The 18,013-nt window shown below is 57.3% G+C and carries 18 protein-coding genes; 10 read left to right on the forward strand and 8 right to left on the reverse strand.

Features of this window, described 5'->3' with window-relative positions; translation table 11 throughout:
• Window positions 1-322 precede the first annotated feature (322 nt).
• The 8 genes from DOLE_RS03405 to DOLE_RS03445 all read right to left on the reverse strand — a co-directional run bounded on the left by DOLE_RS03405 (window position 323) and on the right by DOLE_RS03445 (window position 6,713).
• Window positions 323-1,675 (reverse strand): ISNCY-like element ISDol1 family transposase, encoded by a 1,353-nt coding sequence (locus DOLE_RS03405; RefSeq protein ID WP_012174089.1) that lies wholly within the window; start codon window positions 1,673-1,675, stop codon window positions 323-325.
• Between the two features lie 110 nt (window positions 1,676-1,785).
• Entirely contained in the window at window positions 1,786-2,277 is a 492-nt protein-coding gene (locus DOLE_RS03410; RefSeq protein WP_012174090.1) for a hypothetical protein, read from the reverse strand.
• Window positions 2,265-2,696, reverse strand: coding sequence for a hypothetical protein (locus tag DOLE_RS03415; RefSeq protein WP_153304345.1), 432 nt, complete (start codon window positions 2,694-2,696; stop codon window positions 2,265-2,267). The genes DOLE_RS03410 and DOLE_RS03415 overlap by 13 nt, the downstream gene beginning before the upstream one ends.
• 668 nt (window positions 2,697-3,364) lie before the next feature.
• Window positions 3,365-4,054: a LysE family transporter gene (locus DOLE_RS03425; RefSeq protein ID WP_012174092.1), complete on the reverse strand. Its 690-nt coding sequence runs from the start codon at window positions 4,052-4,054 to the stop codon at window positions 3,365-3,367.
• A 151-nt stretch (window positions 4,055-4,205) separates the two neighbouring features.
• Window positions 4,206-4,748, reverse strand: coding sequence for a nitroreductase family protein (locus DOLE_RS03430; protein WP_012174093.1), 543 nt, complete (start codon window positions 4,746-4,748; stop codon window positions 4,206-4,208).
• Window positions 4,749-4,795: 47 nt separating this feature from the next.
• A complete protein-coding gene (locus tag DOLE_RS03435; protein WP_012174094.1) occupies window positions 4,796-5,506 on the reverse strand; it encodes an enoyl-CoA hydratase/isomerase family protein in 711 nt (236 codons plus the stop codon).
• A 187-nt stretch (window positions 5,507-5,693) separates the two neighbouring features.
• On the reverse strand, window positions 5,694-6,017 hold the full coding sequence (locus DOLE_RS18715; RefSeq protein WP_208596989.1) for an IscA/HesB family protein: 324 nt from the start codon (window positions 6,015-6,017) through the stop codon (window positions 5,694-5,696).
• Window positions 6,018-6,185: 168 nt separating this feature from the next.
• Window positions 6,186-6,713 carry an O-acetyl-ADP-ribose deacetylase gene (locus tag DOLE_RS03445; RefSeq protein WP_208596990.1) on the reverse strand — a complete coding sequence of 176 codons (528 nt, stop codon included), beginning with the start codon at window positions 6,711-6,713 and terminating at the stop codon, window positions 6,186-6,188.
• A 193-nt stretch (window positions 6,714-6,906) separates the two neighbouring features.
• Here DOLE_RS03445 and DOLE_RS18490 point away from each other — a divergent pair, with 193 nt between their 5' ends.
• The 10 genes from DOLE_RS18490 (at window position 6,907) to DOLE_RS03485 (ending at window position 17,992) form a co-directional block, all read left to right on the forward strand.
• Window positions 6,907-7,098 (forward strand): hypothetical protein, encoded by a 192-nt coding sequence (locus DOLE_RS18490; protein ID WP_208596991.1) that lies wholly within the window; start codon window positions 6,907-6,909, stop codon window positions 7,096-7,098.
• A 260-nt stretch (window positions 7,099-7,358) separates the two neighbouring features.
• Entirely contained in the window at window positions 7,359-8,630 is a 1,272-nt protein-coding gene (gene hisS / locus DOLE_RS03450; protein WP_012174098.1) for a histidine--tRNA ligase, read from the forward strand.
• Window positions 8,631-8,635: 5 nt separating this feature from the next.
• Entirely contained in the window at window positions 8,636-10,429 is a 1,794-nt protein-coding gene (gene aspS / locus DOLE_RS03455) for an aspartate--tRNA ligase (RefSeq protein WP_012174099.1), read from the forward strand.
• 3 nt (window positions 10,430-10,432) lie between these two features.
• The gene (locus tag DOLE_RS03460; protein WP_012174100.1) at window positions 10,433-11,722 is read left to right on the forward strand and encodes a thiolase family protein; all 1,290 of its coding nucleotides are present in this window, start codon (window positions 10,433-10,435) and stop codon (window positions 11,720-11,722) included.
• 39 nt (window positions 11,723-11,761) lie between these two features.
• A complete protein-coding gene (locus tag DOLE_RS18385) occupies window positions 11,762-11,917 on the forward strand; it encodes a hypothetical protein (protein WP_012174101.1) in 156 nt (51 codons plus the stop codon).
• Between the two features lie 78 nt (window positions 11,918-11,995).
• The gene (gyrA, locus tag DOLE_RS03465; RefSeq protein ID WP_012174102.1) at window positions 11,996-14,488 is read left to right on the forward strand and encodes a DNA gyrase subunit A; all 2,493 of its coding nucleotides are present in this window, start codon (window positions 11,996-11,998) and stop codon (window positions 14,486-14,488) included.
• The gene (locus DOLE_RS03470; RefSeq protein ID WP_012174103.1) at window positions 14,481-15,521 is read left to right on the forward strand and encodes an NAD(P)H-dependent glycerol-3-phosphate dehydrogenase; all 1,041 of its coding nucleotides are present in this window, start codon (window positions 14,481-14,483) and stop codon (window positions 15,519-15,521) included. Before gyrA ends, DOLE_RS03470 begins: the two co-directional genes overlap by 8 nt.
• Before the next feature lie 44 nt (window positions 15,522-15,565).
• Window positions 15,566-16,327, forward strand: a complete 762-nt coding sequence (radC, locus tag DOLE_RS03475; protein WP_012174104.1) for a RadC family protein — start codon at window positions 15,566-15,568, stop codon at window positions 16,325-16,327.
• Window positions 16,311-16,580: a hypothetical protein gene (locus DOLE_RS03480; protein WP_012174105.1), complete on the forward strand. Its 270-nt coding sequence runs from the start codon at window positions 16,311-16,313 to the stop codon at window positions 16,578-16,580. Before radC ends, DOLE_RS03480 begins: the two co-directional genes overlap by 17 nt.
• A gap of 221 nt (window positions 16,581-16,801) precedes the next feature.
• Window positions 16,802-17,992: a phosphoglycerate kinase gene (locus DOLE_RS03485; protein ID WP_012174106.1), complete on the forward strand. Its 1,191-nt coding sequence runs from the start codon at window positions 16,802-16,804 to the stop codon at window positions 17,990-17,992.
• Window positions 17,993-18,013: the final 21 nt, after the last annotated feature.

Raw genomic sequence — 18,013 nt, forward strand, 5'->3', positions numbered from 1 at the left:
CGGGCGACCGCCGGCCGCCCCTATCCTGTCTGCCCGCTTTTTCCGAAAACAGCATTTGCGCTCGGCTGCGCTGCAACGGGCGAGGGGGAGTTTATGCCCAGGTACTCAGTGTAAACTATCGGAGGTCCTTGGCTTTTATAGGTAGTGTCCATCCATAAATTGTCGATTTTGGGTCTTTAATCTGGCACATTTATGAGCAAAATTTTATCACCCCTTATTTTTTGGGGATAAAAAATTATTGAGCAAACAAAATACCACAAAATATCAGTTTTGGGGAACAGCTATCCCCATGACTTATCAAAATCGTTATGTCGGGGTCCGGTTATGCCAGTTGTTTTCTGGCAACGGTCAGCAAATTTGCCGACACGATCGTTGCCCAGACATAGCTTTTAAAGGACGGCAGGCCTTTCCACATGCAGCGGTTGAAGCCGAAGGTCCGTTTGAGCCAGGATATCCCGGCCTCGATGCCCGCACGGAAGCGGCGTAACTGTTTATAAACATAATGGCTGCGACACATATCCAATTCAGACAACCCGCGTTTTTTGGCAAAGCATACGTCTTTGATCTTTTTCTCTTTGGCTTTGGCCAGGTTGTCTTTGGAGGCAAATCCGCCATCAAGGGCGGCTTTCAGCGGGTAACGATTATAAATCTGATGCTGGCGATCCAGCATGGTCTCTGTCAGTGTGGTATCGGCCGGGTTGCCTTCAACAATAAGGCAATCAAGGATCAGATTTGATTTGCCGCCGGTCAGACAGACTTTATGTCCGTAATAGGTGTCCCGGCGGTCTTTGACAATGATGTCCGTATGCGGTTCAAACAAAGAGACGATTTTTTCTGACGACGGAACCTGCTGGTCCTGGAAGACGCGCAGCTCGGTCTGACGGATCACCTGATCGGTCAGGCGCACAAAGCTCTGCAGTTCAATGGCCAATGCCGTTCTGGAAGGATGGGCCACGGATTGCTCCAGCGCTTTTACGGCTGACCTGGCATAGGAGACGCACTGGCGGGTTTTTTTGACAAGGTCTTTGTAAAGGGGCTTTCGGGCTTTTGCGTCACGGGTGTATTGAATCGCCAGCATTCGTTTTTTTGCGATCCGCCGGTGGTCATGGAACAAAAGCCTTTGCTTCCCGGTCTCTTGTTGGGCGCGTTCCAATAACCGGGTAATAGCCCGGACGGCGTCCCACAGAAGGACAGAATCACTCGGCTTATGGATATTGCTTTCAACAACCGTGCAATCAATACGCACCTGACGGCCTTTTTCAATCCCGGCTTCTTCGGCATGCGCCAGCACCTCCTTGTTGATCAACTGCCAGGTCTCGGCGGACAGGGCTTTGATGTTTTTATGAAGCGTGGATTTTTTAAACCCTTCGTCGGTAATGCCGATTCGACAGAAGCGCCGGATGCTCATGGAATCGACCAAATGAAAGGCCAGTTCTTCGTATGTAAAGCCGAACAGGACCTTTACAATGGCGGCTCGTATCACCTGCTCGGCAGTCATGCCCTGGGCGCCACCTGGCGAGCCGGATGTCGCTTGACTGGGAAGGTCTTGCAAGACGATTTCGTAAATGGTAGATTTGCTGTCAAGCAACTGACTGATGGCTTCGAGTTCTCTGGCTTGCGGATGATCAATTTCTTGAGGCATGAAGGTCATTTGTTTTTGCCATTTTTTGCGCATTTTGTATTGGGCTCCTTTTTGTTTTCTGTAGTTATATTGAAAGCTTGGATAACTTTTATATACTACAGCAAGACAAAAAATACCAGTACAAAATGCGCTTTTTTTATTCTTTACAAGTAGTTATATCTGTGGATGGACACTAGGTAAGAACTCATAACAAAGCCAAAAGCCGCAGCATACAGGCCACCGAGGCACCAGAGTGTGACAAGGACTCTTCGGACGGATAGATATCTCAAAACCGGCAGAGTGAAGGCCAGACTCACCAAGTAGACGACGATGAAGAATACACCGTAGCCTGCGCCCTCACCGCCTATAACTTCTACTAAAATTCCATATCCGATAAACAAGAACGAATACACGGCTACAGCGATATGCTTTATGCGACCAACCGTTAGCCGTTCAAGAACGAGATAAAGCAACAAGGCTGGGAGAATAAACCATGCTGCTGCCCATCCAACGATGTAGCTGTCGTCGTGTAAGAGAGACTCGTTGAGGACTACAGCGCAACTCAGCGTGATGACAAAGGCGGTATAACCAAACAGGCCCCCAATCTTCGCAAGTACGCTGATGATGTTGTTAGTCCAAAAATTTATGATCTCCATTTTAGCAGCTCTTCATCTCTTGCCCGTTTAAGAGCACCACAGAAGAGCTCAAAATACGGGATGACTACCATTACGACCTCATTTGGTCCATTAATGAGGAAGCCAGTTCTTTTTGCTTGTGCTTTTGATGATGACATTGCAACCTTACCACTACCGACTTTCATGAAATATCGATGCACCAAGCCATTACGAACGGCATCTTTGAAGTAAACGGGCTTCCCTTCAAATATTAGTTTCTCATTTAGGATTTCTTCTGACCCCATGTGCTTAATGAATTGATTGAAACACTCCCAATCTTTTTTGTTGTTGTCGCCACCGAAGAAAATTTGTCGCCCACAAATTTCTGTATAAGATGCCAACCCTAGTGCCGCTAAATAATTCCCTCCTGTTTGTATAGCACCAAGTATGTCATTAACCATACCATTGTACGGCCAAAGTAAGGTGCGCGCAAAAATTCTTATAGAGCTCGAATCTATCTTTCGGCGGATTTCACTAAATCGACTCACGGCTAAACCCATATTTTTTAGCGATTAATATTTATTGTGATGTAAACGTCCGTCCCCTCCGGTCTTTTTAGGATACTAGAATTTATTTTGTCGAAATGTCAACCGGGGATCATGTTATTCATTGTGTGCATCGTGCGATAAAGATCAAGCCCTGACAAGAAAGTGTAGGGCGCAAAGGAAGAATTGTATTATGATGGGTGGTCCGGGCAGCCGTTGTTTCCGCCCATTGCAGCGCAGCCGAGTGCAAACGGTTTTTTCGGAAGCAGCGGGCAGGCTGTTTGAGCCTGCCGAAGGCGGGCGAGTTCCTGCCCGCGCCGAAAAAAGCGTTTGCGCGAGGGAAGCCGAAGGCCAAGCTGCGGGGCGCGGTTCTTTTGGTACTTTTCTTACCGCCAAGAAAAGTACGCAGATAAGCAGGAAGGTATTTCAGTCAATTTTATTCTGGATTACCCGGTCACGCCGGGTAATGACCCACAGTGCGTTCAAGATTGCTTCGCTTCGCGCAATGACGCAGGGGAGTTAAGCCGTCAGGATGCGATCCTGCCGCGTCGATCCCGATCCCGATCCCGATTTCGATTTGGATGTCAGATGAATGGCGACACGCCCAGGTATATCCCGAACCCCACCATGAAAAGGCCGCAGCAGGTCAGCATGGCGGCATAAACTTTGGGGTTGAGCTTCTGAACGCCCCAGAAGGCGAGGGTGGAGACCACCAGGTACCAGGCCAGGTCCCCGGCCTCGTGGCCCAGAAAAAAGGCGGCAAACCCGGCCGGGTTGGCAAAGGAGATTTCAAATTCGGTCATGAAGGCCAGCCCGATGGTGGCCCACCAGACCCACCAGTAAGGGTTGGCCATGGAGACCAGTGCCCCGCCGGACACCGGGTTTTTCAACAGCCGCCGGCGCAGGGTGGTGTTTGTTGCGAGAGCGGGCGCGATGTCACTTGTTTCGCCGTTCAGGGCCCCGGGCCGGTGGCGGCGATAAATGTCGCGAATCACGGAGATGCCGAACCACACCAGCATGGTACCGCCGGCCACGCCGATGATTTTTACGGCCGGCGGGCTGTTTAACACAAAGGAGAACCCGGCCATCAGCAGCACGATGATGGCCGCCTCAATGGCGGCATGGCCGGCAATGATCCAGAGGCCCATCAGGTAGCCCCGCCGGCTTTGCGCGGACTGGATGATGGTGTAGGTCAAAAGCGGTCCCGGCGCCATGGCGCCGGTAAGGGCCACGGCAAAGGAGAGGGATGCGATGGTGAGAAAGGAGGTTTCCATTATTTATTGAATCGGTATCGGTATAGGTATCGGTTCGAACCCCTCACCCCGGCCCTCTCCCAGAGGGAGAGGGAGTTCGCGATTCGATTTCACTCCCGATCCCGATTTCGATAGCGATGATAGAGAATTGATAAATGCGCCTGCCGGTTTATCAGAACGTGTCGTTATGGGTGAACTCGCTAATCTCCCTGCGTTTGGGTGCAGACGAGGATTTGGCCGGATGGCCCATGGGCACCATGCAGACCACTTCGTATCCTTCGGGCACGTTCAGGACGGTCCGGGTTTTGTCGTGGTCGAACAGGCCCACCACCACGCTGCCCAGGCCCATGGCGTGGCCGCACAGGCAGAGGTTCTGGCAGGCGATGCCCATGTCAAACATGAACCAGTCGCCGAACTTGGTGGTGACCTGGCCCTTGTAGTAGCCCGAGCTTTGCAGCTTTGCGCACAGCACAAACACCGCCGGCGCCGCGGTGATCGACTTTGCGGCCGGGTTGCCCTTGAACACGGCCTCGGCCAGTTGCTCTTTTATCGCCGGGTCCTTGACCACCACCACCTCCCAGCACTGGGTGTTGGCCCAGGAGGGGGCCCATTTTATCGACTCCAGCAGGGTATTGACCATTTCATCGGAAAGCGGTGTTGCTTCAAAATGGCGAATGCTGCGACGGTTTTTGATGATCTCCATCAGGTGTTCCATGGTTGCCTCCTAGTTTGTGGATATGGGCAGGATCGAAGCCGCGCCTGTCAAACCAGGCGCCCTCTTTCGATATACGCCCCATCTTCGTTGTCCATGGCGGCCACAATGTTCCGGTTCATGCGGCGCTTCATCTCGCCGATCGTCTTGCGGTCCTTGTTGAACTTTTTTGCAAAGGCCATGGCCTCGTTCATCAAGTCGTCTTTGTGACACGCCCTGGTCACGATGTGGTGCTTTTCGCACTCTTCGGCCGTCATGCGCAGGCCCAGGTACTGCATCTCATTCATTTTGTAAAGGGGAATGGCGGACTCGAGCAGCGCCAGCATGCCCGGCAGAAAGGGAATGCCCAGGTCCACCTCGGGAAAGCAGAAAAACCCCCGGTCGGACCGCATCACCCGAAAGTCAAAGGCGCAGGCCAGAATGGCGCCGCCGGCAAAGGCGTGGCCGGAAATGGCGGCAATGGTGATCATGGGGCAGGTGGCCACCCGCTTGAACATGTCGTTCTGCCGGTAGAGAAACTGTTTTACCTCGTCGGCTTTACCGGCCTGGATCAGGCCGGACAGCCAGTCCAGGTCGATGCCGTTGGAAAAGATTTTCTCGTGGGAGGATGTAACCACAATGGTGCGGGCCTCGGTTTTGGTCTCGAGCTCGTCGAACACCGAGATAAAGGTGTCGACAAAGTCGAGGTTGAACCGGTTTTCGCCGGTGTTTAACGAAACAACCGCCACTTCCTTGTCCAGTGTGTAAGTGATATCCGCCATTCCTGCTCCTTCGGTGTCTTGATGTTGATACCGGTGTGTCAAAGCTTTCTCCTACCATGAAGGCGGACAGCGGTCAACAAGGACGGTCTCTCCCGGCCGGGGTCATGAAACGTAAAAGCCCGCTGCCATGCCGAAGCATGACAGCGGGCTTTTAATGTGTACTGTCAGGCCCTTTCGGGCCGGGCGGTTAACCGCAGGAGCCGCTGCTGCACGAACCGCCGCAGCTGCCGCCTTTCTGAAGTTCAATGGCAGAGGAAATGGCGAAGCCGAACTGGTTGAAGTCAACCTTTACCGGCTGGGCTTTTTCCAGGAAAGCGCTGTCCATGATGAACTGCAGGTCATCCACCTTGTGAACCGTATCCGAATCTTTTGGCTCATCCAGAGCCATTGCAAAGGATGGGCCGCCTCACCCGCCTTCGTTTAAAAAGATCCGTATGGGTTTTACGTCCTTGCCCTTGAAGTAGTCCAGGATCTGCTCCTGGGCCGCAGGCGTGATTTCAATGCCACTCATGAGAAACCTCCTTCTGGCACCGGATCCCGATGCCGTAAAAGCCGGTATGTTCCCGGCAGTTTGTCTGCTTTAACAGAGCTGTTGCTATTGCCGTTTTCGTAACCTAATGACGGAACCGCTGTTTGTCAACTCTCTTTTTCCCACCATTACGGTTCCATGTGATAAAAATTATGCAAGGACTGACAGATACCCTTCATACACCCTGACTGCGTCCGCGGAAAAAAGCGCGAAAATCACCTGTTCGATGGTCCGGTCGGTCTCAAGAAAGTCGCACACCGTGTCCAACGCGATTCTGCAGGCCTCTTTCATGGGGTAGCCGTACACTCCGCAGCTGACGGCCGGAAAGGCGACCGAGGCCAGGCCCTGGTCTTTTGCCAGTTTCAGGCTGTTGGTGTAGCAGCCAGCCAGGAGTTTTGCCACACCCGGGTTGGACCGGCTGTAGACCGGCCCCACGGTGTGGATCACGAATTTTGCCGGCAGCCGGTAGCCCCTGGTGATTTTGGCCTGGCCGGTATCGCATCCGCCCAGGGTTTTGCACTCGGCCAGCAGCTCAGGACCGGCGGCCCGGTGAATGGCCCCGTCCACGCCGCCCCCGCCCAGCAGGGTCTTGTTGGCGGCATTGACAATGGCATCCACCTCCAGGGTGGTGATGTCCCCCTGCCATACTTTGAGCCTTGACAGGATCTCTTTTTCCATAGTTTTAGAATTATAACAGAATATTGTAGTTATGGGAAGCGCTATTCGGGCCGGGTGCATCCACTCCACCGAATGTTATCCCTGGTTGATAGATAACTATTCTATTTTGTTTTAAATAAAATCCGAAAAGCCAAAGCTGTGGCGGCGCCGTAAAATCCTAACCCGGATATTTCACGAGTTGATTTGGTCGCAGATGCAAGGCGCAGGACGCGAAGCTGTAGTCAATCTACCGCAAGCGGCCTGCAACACAGCAGATGCGGCCAAGGTGACTCGCCCGAAGGGTGAAATTTTCGACATACAAATTGGCGAAAAAAGCCTCACCCCGCTCATGACAGTTTGTGTTTTGCAAAAACGCCTGAATTTTGTTGCAACAGACTGTGTTTGATATGAATATTCACTCACGTCGAAAAATTTCATGAAATGTCCGGGTCAAGTTCAAGGCGCACAAGCCCAGAGGAATGAGGCGTACTGGTCGTACGCCGCAGTGACGAGGGGTGCGTCGCAACACAGAAATTGGGATTTTACGGCGTCGCCATATATAATATAAACTATTGACTAAAGAGGGCCTGCCATATACATTAACCTGATTCATAAAAAGGGATGCGAGAGCACCCTGAAACGCATCGAAAGCATTAAAAAATATAAATGTTACAGTTAATTAAAGGCTTCAAGGATATTCTGCCCGGTGAGGCGGACCGGTGGCGTCGCATCGAGACACTGGCGGCCGTCACATTTGGTGCCTTTGGTTTTTCCGAGATTCGGCCCCCGGTGATGGAACGCACCGAGCTGTTCAAGCGAAGCATCGGGGAAGATACTGATATTGTTGAAAAAGAGATGTACACCTTCGAGGACAGGGGCGGCGACCTGGTAACATTACGACCGGAGGCCACCGCCTCGGTGGTGCGGGCCTATATTCAGCACAAGCTCTATGCCGACACGCCGGTGGCCAAGCTTTACACCATCGGCCCCATGTTCCGGCGGGAACGGCCCCAGAAGGGCCGGTACCGGCAGTTTCACCAGATCAATGCCGAGGCCTTTGGCGTGGCCGCGCCCTACATGGACGCCCAGTTGATCTTCATGCTGATGATCCTGTTTTCAGCCCTTGGCCTGAAAGACACCCGGGTGCACATCAACTCCCTGGGGTGCGCCCAGTGCCGGCCGGCCTTCAAGCAGCGGCTGCTCTCTTTTTTGGAAGGCCGGAAGGCCGACCTGTGCGAGGACTGCACCCGGCGCATCGATCGCAATCCGCTGCGGGTACTGGACTGCAAGGTGGACCGGTGCCGCCATGTGTCGGCCGAGGCGCCGCAGATCACTGATTTTCTCTGCCCCGGCTGTGCCGCTCATTTTGACGAGGTCACCGGCCTTCTGACGGACCTGGGCGTGGGGTTTGATATCGACAAGCGCCTGGTAAGGGGGCTGGACTACTACACCCGCACCACGTTTGAAGTGCAGACCGACCGGCTGGGGGCCCAGAGCGCCATTGCCGGCGGCGGCCGGTACGATGACCTGGTGAAGCTGCTGGGCGGGCCGGACCAGCCGGCCGTGGGATTTGCCGTGGGCCTGGAGCGGCTGGTGGAGCTGGTGGCAATGGAGGAAACCGTGTCCGATGTCGCCCACCTCCGGCTTTTTATCGCGGCCCTGGGCGAGCGTGCCCGGCGCAGGGCTTTCGGGTGGATGTGCGAGCTCAACCGCCGGGGCTTTGACGTTGAAATGAGCCTGGAGGAGCGGGGCCTGAAAAGCCAGATGAAAACCGCCGACAAGTGGAACGCCTCCCATGTGCTGATCGTGGGTGACGCCGAAATGGAAACCGGCAGCCTGATTTTGAGAAACATGAAGACAAAGGCGCAGCAGGAGATTCCCCTTGGGGACGTGCCCGGCGCGCTGATAACGATGATGGACAACAGACAGGAGAACTAAAGCAAGTGGTTGACACGCTGGGAAATATGAGACGGACCCACACCTGCAACGAGCTTTCCGCGGCGTCCGCGGGAACCGAGGTGGTGCTGGCCGGCTGGGTGCAGCGTCGCCGGGATCATGGCGGTGTTATTTTTGTAGACCTGCGGGACCGGGAGGGCATCACCCAGGTGGTGTTTAATCCGGACCGGGAGCCGGCGGTACATGCCAAGGCCCACGATATCCGCAACGAGTACGTGATCTGCGTAAAGGGCAAGGTGGAAAAGCGGCCCGACGACATGGTCAATCCCAAACTGACCACCGGCGAGATCGAGGTGGCGGCCAGCGAGCTGGCCATTTTAAACACGGCCAAAACACCGCCCTTCATGGTGGAGGACCGGATCGACGTGTCTGAATCGATCCGGCTCAAGCACCGGTTTGTGGACCTGCGCCGGCCGGCCATGCAGAAAAACCTTCTGGCCCGTCACCGGGCCGGTATGGCGGCCCGGGAGTTTCTCAACAGCCAGGGCTTTTTAGACATCGAGACCCCGTTTCTTACCCGCAACACGCCGGAAGGGGCCAGGGACTACCTGGTGCCCAGCCGGGTCAATCCCGGCGCTTTTTACGCCCTTCCCCAGTCTCCCCAGCTCTTCAAGCAGATGCTGATGGTGGCCGGGTTTGACCGGTATTACCAGATTGTCCGGTGCTTCCGGGACGAGGACCTGCGGGCCGACCGCCAGCCCGAGTTCACCCAGATCGACCTTGAGATGTCGTTCGTGGGCGAGGAGGATGTGATGGCCATCGGCGAAGGGCTGGTCGCCAACGTGGTCCGTCAGGTTACCGGCGAAGCCGTGGACCTGCCCTTTTCCCGCATGACCTATGACCAGGCCATGGCCGACTATGGCCTGGACAAGCCCGACCTGCGGTTTGACATGAAACTGGTGGACATCACCGATATCGCGGCCGGGTGCGGGTTCCAGGTCTTTTCCGGCGCGGTGAAGAACGGCGGTATTGTCAAGGCCTTAAACGCCAAGGGATGCGCCGATTTTACCCGCAAGGAGCTGGACGACTACACCGAGTTCGTGGCCATCTACAAGGCCAGGGGCCTGGCCTGGGTCAAGGTGAGGGAGGACGGGTGGCAGTCCCCCATTGCCAAGTTTTTCACCGACGACGAAAAGGCGTCCATGGCACAGCGGCTGAACATGGCGGTCGGGGACCTGGTCTTTTTCGGCGCTGATGCCGCGTCCGTTGTCAACGACAGCCTGGGCAACCTGAGAAACCGCATCGGCGAACGGCTGGGGCTGGTGGACAAAAACAGGATGTGTTTTCTGTGGGTCACGGACTTCCCCTTTTTCGAGTATGACGAGACCGAAAAGCGCTACCAGGCCAAGCACCATCCCTTTACCGCGCCCCACGAGGCGGACATGGAACATCTGCACACCGACCCCGAGGCGGTACGCTCCCGGGCCTATGACCTGGTGTTGAACGGCACCGAGATCGGCGGCGGCAGCATTCGTATTCATAACCGGCAGGTGCAGGAAAAAATGTTTGAGGCCCTGGGCCTGGCGCCGGAAGATTACACGGCCAAGTTCGGCTTTCTGCTCGACGCCCTGGATTCCGGGGCCCCGCCCCACGGCGGCATGGCCTTTGGATTCGACCGTCTGGTGATGCTCCTGTGCGGCGAGTCCTCCATTCGCGAGGTGATCGCGTTTCCCAAGACACAGAAAGCGGCCTGCGCCCTGACCGATGCCCCGTCTCCGGCGGACAAAAAACAGCTGGATGAACTGTTTATCAAAGTAACAGCGGATATAAACAAGGAGTAAGGCATGAGAAAAGTAGTGATCGTGGAAGGCGTGCGCACCGCCATCGGTTCTTTCGGCGGCTCTCTCAAGAGCGTGCCCGTGGTGGACCTGGGTGCCGTGGTGATGCGGGGCGTCCTGAAAAAGGCGGGCCTGCGGCCCGTCACCAGCGACCTGATGTCCGAGGCGGCACCGGACCGGCTCAGGGACCAGGGGCGTATCGAGTTGGAGAACAAGGCTTACGACTGGGAAGAAGGGGCCGTGCCGGTGGTGATCGACGAGGTGATCATGGGCAACGTGCTTCAGGCGGGCCAGGGCCAGAACACGGGCCGGCAGGCCATGATCCGGGCCGGCCTGCCCAAGGAGACCCCGGCCATGACCGTGAACAAGATCTGCGGTTCCGGTCTCAAGGCCGTGGCCCTTGGCGCTTCGGCCATCATGACGGGCCAGGCCGACGTGGTGGTGGCCGGTGGCCAGGAGAACATGAGCCTGGCGCCCATGGCCCTTCCCAAGGCCCGGTGGGGCCACCGCATGGAGCTTACCGGCGTGGGTGAAGTATACGACCTGATGGTGTTTGACGGCCTGTACGAGATTTTTTACGGCTACCACATGGGTGTCACCGCCGAGAACATCGCCCGGCTCTACGATATCGGCCGCAAGGAGCAGGACGAACTGGGCGTGCTGAGCCACAACCGGGCCAGAAAAGCCATCACCGAGGGCATTTTTGCCCAGGAGATCGTGCCGGTGGTGATGTCCTCGCGCAAGGGGGACGTGGTGTTTGACACCGACGAGCGGCCCATGGACACCGACATGGCGAAAATGTCCGGCTTAAAGCCGGTGTTTGCCAAGGACGGCACCGTGACCGCAGGCAACGCGTCCGGCATCAACGATGCCGCCGCCGCCGTGATCCTGATGAGCGAGGAAAAGGCAAAGGAGCTGGGCCTGGACGCGTCGGTTTCCATCAAGGGCTTTGCCGCGGGCGGCCTGGACCCGGCCTACATGGGCCTGGGGCCGGTGCCGGCGGTACGCAGGGTGATGAAAAGCACGGGCATGACCATGGCCGACATGGAGATGATCGAGCTCAACGAGGCCTTTGCCTCCCAGGCCATCGGCTGCATGCGGGAGCTGGGCATTGACACGGAAAAGCCCAACGAGCTGGGCAGCGGTATCTCCCTGGGCCATCCCATCGGCTGCACCGGGGCCCGCCAGACCGTGACGGCCCTGCACCACATGAAGCGAAAGGGTTACACCACCGGCCTGATTTCCATGTGCATCGGCGGCGGCATGGGCATGGCCATGGTGATTGAAAGACAGTAATCGCAACAATACATAAAATAAAAATCAAGGAGTAAGGCAATGAGCATTGCAAGACTGCTGGGAACAATGGTGGTGTTCGGCGTGCCGGCCATTATCGGCGGCGGTATCGTGTTTCACTTCATGGGCAACTACACGGCGGTGTTTACCTACGAGTTCATGCTGCTGCTGGCTGCCGGCGGGTTTATCGCCAGATAGGCGGGATAGGCCCGCGCTGTGCGGGAAGGTTATACAATACCGGTATCAAGAGAATAGTTTTAAAAAGGTGACACACCAATGGAAGAGACCGCTGTTCGCCACGAAGAAATAAGCATCGAAAAAGAGATGCGCAAATCCTACCTGGATTACGCCATGAGCGTGATCATCGGCCGTGCCCTGCCCGATGTACGGGACGGGCTCAAGCCGGTGCATCGCCGCATCCTTTTTGCCATGCATGAACTGAAGAACGAATGGAACAAGCCCTACAAGAAATCGGCCCGCGTGGTCGGCGACGTGATCGGCAAGTATCACCCCCACGGCGATACCGCGGTATATGACGCCATTGTGCGCATGGCCCAGGATTTTTCCATGCGCTACATGCTGGTGGACGGTCAGGGCAACTTCGGCTCCGTGGACGGCGACTCGCCGGCGGCCATGCGGTATACCGAGGTCCGCATGCAGAAGCTGGCCCACCTGATGCTGGAAGACATCGACAAGGAGACCGTGGATTTAGGCCTCAACTATGACGAGAGTCTCTCAGAACCCCTGGTGCTGCCCTCCCGGTTGCCGACCCTGCTGATCAACGGATCTTCCGGCATTGCCGTTGGCATGGCCACCAACATTCCGCCCCACAATCTTTCCGAGGTGGCCGACGCCATCACGGCCCTGATCGATAACCCCGATATGTCCGTGGAAGCCCTGATGCAGCATGTGCCGGGCCCCGATTTTCCCACCTGCGGCATCATTCACGGCACCGACGGCATTGCCGAGGGCTACGCCACGGGCAGGGGCAAGATCCGGGTCCGTGGCCGGGTGTTTGTGGAAAAGGGAAAGGACGACCATGACGAAACCATTGTGGTTGATGAATTGCCCTACCAGGTGAACAAGGCCCGGCTGATCGAAAAGGTCGCGGAACTGGTCAAGGACAAGGTCATCGACGGCATCCGGTATGTGCGGGACGAGTCGGACAAGGAGGGCATGCGCATTGCCATCGGTTTGAAGAGAAACCAGTTTGCCGACGTGGTGATCAACCAGCTCTACAAGCACACTCAGCTGGAAAACACCTTTGGCATCAACATGCTGGCCGTGGTGAACAACCGGCCCGAGCTGCTGACATTAAAGGAAATCCTCGAGTATTTTATCCTTCACCGCAAGGAGATCATTGTCCGGCGGACCCGGTTCGACCTGAGAAAGGCCGAGGAGCGGGCCCATATTTTAGAGGGCCTGAAGATCGCCTTAGACAACCTGGACGAGGTGGTGGCCCTGATTCGCCGGTCCGCGTCCCCTGCCGAGGCCCGTACCGGCCTGATGGAGCAATTCGGCCTCACCCAGATTCAGGCCCAGGCCATTCTGGACATGCGCCTGCAGAAACTCACCGGCCTGGAGCGGGAAAAGATTATTGAAGAGTACAAAGAGACCTTAAAGCAGATCGCCTGGTTCAACGAAATTCTGGGCAGCGAGCGCATCGTGCTGGACCTGATAAAAAAGGAGCTGGCCGATCTCAAGGCCGAATTCGGCGACGAGCGGCGCACCCAGATCATGGGCCAGAAAAAGGAGATCCTGCTTGAGGACATGATCGCCAGAGAGGAGATGGTGGTCACCGTCTCCCGTGCCGGCTACATCAAGCGCAACCCCATCACCCTCTATCGGAAGCAGCGCCGGGGGGGCCGGGGCAAGACCGCCATGGGAACACGGGAAGACGATTTTGTGGACCGCCTGTTCGTGGCATCCTCCCATGATACCTTCCTGTTTTTTACCAACCGGGGCCGGGTGTTCTGGCGCAAGGTCTACGAGATTCCCCAGGCCGGCCGGGCCAGCCGGGGTACGGCCATCGTGAACCTGCTTAATTTCAACGAGGGCGAGGACCTGGCCACGGTGCTCAGTGTGCCGGAATTTTCGCCCGGGCTTTTCGTGCTTATGGCCACCCGGAAGGGTATGGTCAAAAAGACCGATATCATGGATTACAGCCGGCCCCGTTCCGGCGGGCTCATCGCCCTGGGGCTGGCCGACGGCGATGAACTGATCGCGGTCCGCATCACCGACGGTTCATGGAACGTGTTTTTGGGCTCGCAAAACGGCAAGTCGGTGCGGTTCCTGGAGTCGGATGTTCGGCCCATGGGCCGCCTGGCCCGGGGCGTAAAAGGCATGACCCTGGAAAAGGACGATCACGTGGTGGGCATGGAGGTCTTAAGCCACGGCAACACCCTGATGACCATCACGGAGAACGGCTACGGCAAACGGACTGAAATCGACGAATATCCCGTCAACCGCCGGGGCGGCAAGGGTGTGATCACCATCAAGACCACCAAGCGCAATGGCAAGGTGGTGGCCATTCTGCTGGTGGAAAACGATGACGAACTGATGATCATGACCGACCGGGGCAAGCTGATCCGCATTCCCGTGGGCGGCGTCTCCGTGATCAGCCGCAACACCCAGGGGGTCCGGCTGATCGGCATGGAAGAGGGCGAAACCGTCACCGGCGCGGCCCGCCTGGCGGAAAAAGAGGACGACGAGAACGACGACAGCGGCGATGACGGGGCGGCTTTGACCAATGGAGAAGGCGATGAGTAGCGGCCAGACGGATCTTCGAGTCGCCGTTGTGGGCGCGGGCAGCTGGGGCACGGCCATTGCCCACCTGCTGGCATCCAAGGGGCTTTTTCCCTTGCTCTGGGCCTATGAGCCGGAGCTGTGCGAGCAGATCGAAAAGGGCCGGGAAAACACGATCTACCTGCCCGGTATTCAGCTGGCCGAGGGAATTTCCGTGTCCAATGATCTTGGGGCCGTGGTGGCCGACAGGGACATCGTGGTCATGGTGGTGCCTTCTCACCTGACCCGGGACGTGGCGGCCCGGGCGGCGGACCACCTGGACGGCCGCACCATTGTGGTGACCGCCTCCAAGGGCATTGAGAACAAGACCCATCTGACCATGACCGGGGTCCTGTCCGAGGTGCTTCCCAACACGCCTGCTGAAAAGATTGCCGTGCTGTCGGGCCCCAGCTTTGCCCGTGAAGTGGCGGCCAACCTGCCCACGGTGGTGGCCGTGGCCTCCACCAGCACGGAAACGGCCCTGTTTCTGCAGCAGGTGTTTGCCGCGCCCCTGTTCCGGGTTTATACCAATGACGACCCCGTGGGCGTGGAACTCGGCGGGGCGGTCAAGAATGTCATTGCCATTGCCTCCGGCGTTTGCGACGGCCTGGGCCTGGGCTTGAGCGCCCGGGCCGCCATGATCACCCGGGGCCTGGCCGAGATGCGGCGCCTGGGCATGGCCCTGGGCGCCAACCCCCACACCTTTTCCGGCCTGGCCGGCATCGGGGACCTGATTCTGACCTGCACCGGCAGCCTGAGCCGGAACTACACGGTGGGCAAGAAACTCGGGGAAGGCATGACCATTGATGAGATCCTGGCCTCCATGCGCATGGTGGCCGAAGGGGTAAAAACCGCCAAGTCGGTTTTCAACCTGTCCAACAAGCGCAACGTGGAGATGCCCATCTGCCACGAGGTGTATCGCATCCTTTACGAGGGGCTGGCTCCGGGAGACGCGGTGCTGCGGCTCATGACCCGGACATTGAAACACGAGATCGATGACGAGGTGACGGCTTACTGAGCCTTTCCTTTTGCTTCGCGGAAAAACAGGCAACGGTCCTGCGCATGACCCAAACCACATCCCATAAAGGCACCGGTCACCGGCAGCGGCTGCGGGAGAAGTTTCTGGCCTCGGGTCTTTCCGGCTTTCATGATTATGAAATCATTGAACTGCTGCTGACCCTGGCCACGCCGCGCAAGGACTGCAAGGCACCGGCCAAGGCGGCCATGGCCGAATTCAAGACCCTTCAGGGCGTGCTCAATGCCGCGCCTGAAGCGCTCTGCCGGATTGACGGCATCGGCCCGAAAAACCTTTTCGGCATACGGCTGGTCAAGGCCGTGGCCGACCGCTGCCTTGAAAAAGAACTGGTCGGCCGTCCCCTGTTGGCCAACTCCACCGACCTGCTCAACTATCTCAACCACACCCTTCGGGACCGGCACCGGGAAACCTTTGCCGCGATTTTTATGGACGCCAAAAACCGGGTGATCGTCGTGGAGACCCTGTCCGAGGGCAGCCTTACCGAAAGCCCGGTCTATCCCCGGGAGGTGGTGGCCCGGGCCCTGGCTCACCATGCCGCGGCCCTGATCTGCTGCCACAACCATCCCTCCGGCGAGCCCGAACCCTCCCGTCAGGACATTGCCATCACCCGCAAGCTGGTGATGGCGTGCAAGACCATGGGCATCACCGTGCATGAGCACATTATCGTGGGCGAGCGGGGTCACTTCAGTTTTGCCGATAACGGGTACATGGCAAAATTTCACCAGGAGGCCGAGTCCCTTGAGGCCGGCCGGCTTGTCAGCGAGAAGAACGATGCCGGACAATTCTAAACAGGCGCCGGAATGTTTCGGCCGGCTGGACATAGTTTTTCCCATGGGAGAAGACGGGCTGCGCGTTACCCCGGACACCTGCATGGCCTGCGCCTGGAAAACCGAGTGCCTGCGGGCCGCCAGTCAGAGCAGGGACGGCCTTAAACTGGATGAGGAAAAAGTCGACCGGGCTTACGCCTCCGGCAACATGGGGTTTTTCGAACGCTGGTCGAAGCGCAAGGCGTTGAAGCGGAAAGAGCAGGAAAAGGAGTAAGGGGAATTATATTTCCAAAATAAAACGACACGTCTAACCGAAACCGTCGTCATTGCGAGGAACAACGCGCCTCCCCGTCATTGCGAGGAGCAACGCGACGAAGCAATCTCCTACGCATTTGTACAAGATTGCTTCGCTCCGCTCGCAATGACGTAAGTTGAGTACAAGAGTACGAGCAAGATTATAGAGGAGTAAGTCCGTATAAACACAGGAGGTGTTTCATGAAATCACTGAAAACCATTGATGTGGCGGGAAAGCGGGTGCTGGTGAGGGTCGACTTTAATGTTCCCCTGGACGATCAGCAGCAAATCACCGACGACACGCGCATACAGTCCGCGGTGCCCACCATTGAATACCTGGTGGGTGCCGGCGCAAAGGTTATTGTCTGCTCCCACCTGGGCCGGCCCAAGGGAAAGCCCGATCCGGTCTTCAGCCTTGCGCCCACAGCCAGGCGGCTGGGCGAACTGCTGGACCGGCCGGTGGAAATGGCCAACACCTGCGTGGGGCCGGATGTGGTTTCCCGCATCGCCCGCATGGCGCCGGGCGATGTTCTGATGCTGGAAAACCTTCGTTTTCATCCCGGTGAAGCGAACGACGACGACGCTTTTGCCAGGGCGCTTGCCGCGCTCTGCGATGTATATGTGGATGACGCCTTTGCCGTGTCCCACCGGGCCAATGCATCAGTGGATGCCGTGACAAAGTATGCGCCGGTGTGCGCGCCCGGTTTCCTGATGGAAAAGGAACTGGGCGCCTTTGGCAAGGCCCTGGAAAATCCGGCCCGGCCCTTTGTGGCCATTGTGGGTGGGGCCAAGGTTTCTTCCAAGCTGCCGGCACTGCAGCATCTGCTTCAGGAGGTCGACCGGTTGATTATCGGCGGGGCCATGGCCAATACTTTTCTGGCGGCCAAAGGGGTGAATGTGGGGAAATCGAAGATCGAGCAGGAGCTGATCGGAGAGGCCAGGTCTGTCATTCGGCAGGCAGCGGAAAAAAAGGTTGAACTTTTTCTGCCGGTGGATGTGATTGTGGCTGAAAAAATCGATCCCGATGCCGACCGGCAGGCTGTTTCGGTGGACCGGATTCCGGCGGATGCCATGGCCCTGGATATCGGGCCGGAGACCAGCCGTCTGTTCGGTGATGCCTTAAAAGACGCCAAAACCATTGTATGGAACGGGCCCATGGGCATCTTCGAGATGGAGGCCTTTGCCGCCGGCACAAAGGCCGTGGCCGCGGCCGTGGCCGATTCGAAGGCGTTCACCGTGGTGGGCGGCGGCGACACGGTTTCCGCGGTGCATGAGGCGGGCGTGGCCGACCGGATTTCTTATATTTCAACCGGCGGCGGGGCCTTTCTTGAGCTGATGGAGGGAAAAACCCTGCCCGGCGTGGCGGCCCTGGAGCGAAACCAGCCGGCGTAAAAACCGGTTCGGTGGCCCTCA

The organism is Desulfosudis oleivorans Hxd3 (genome assembly GCF_000018405.1).
GTDB lineage: Bacteria > Desulfobacterota > Desulfobacteria > Desulfobacterales > Desulfosudaceae > Desulfosudis > Desulfosudis oleivorans.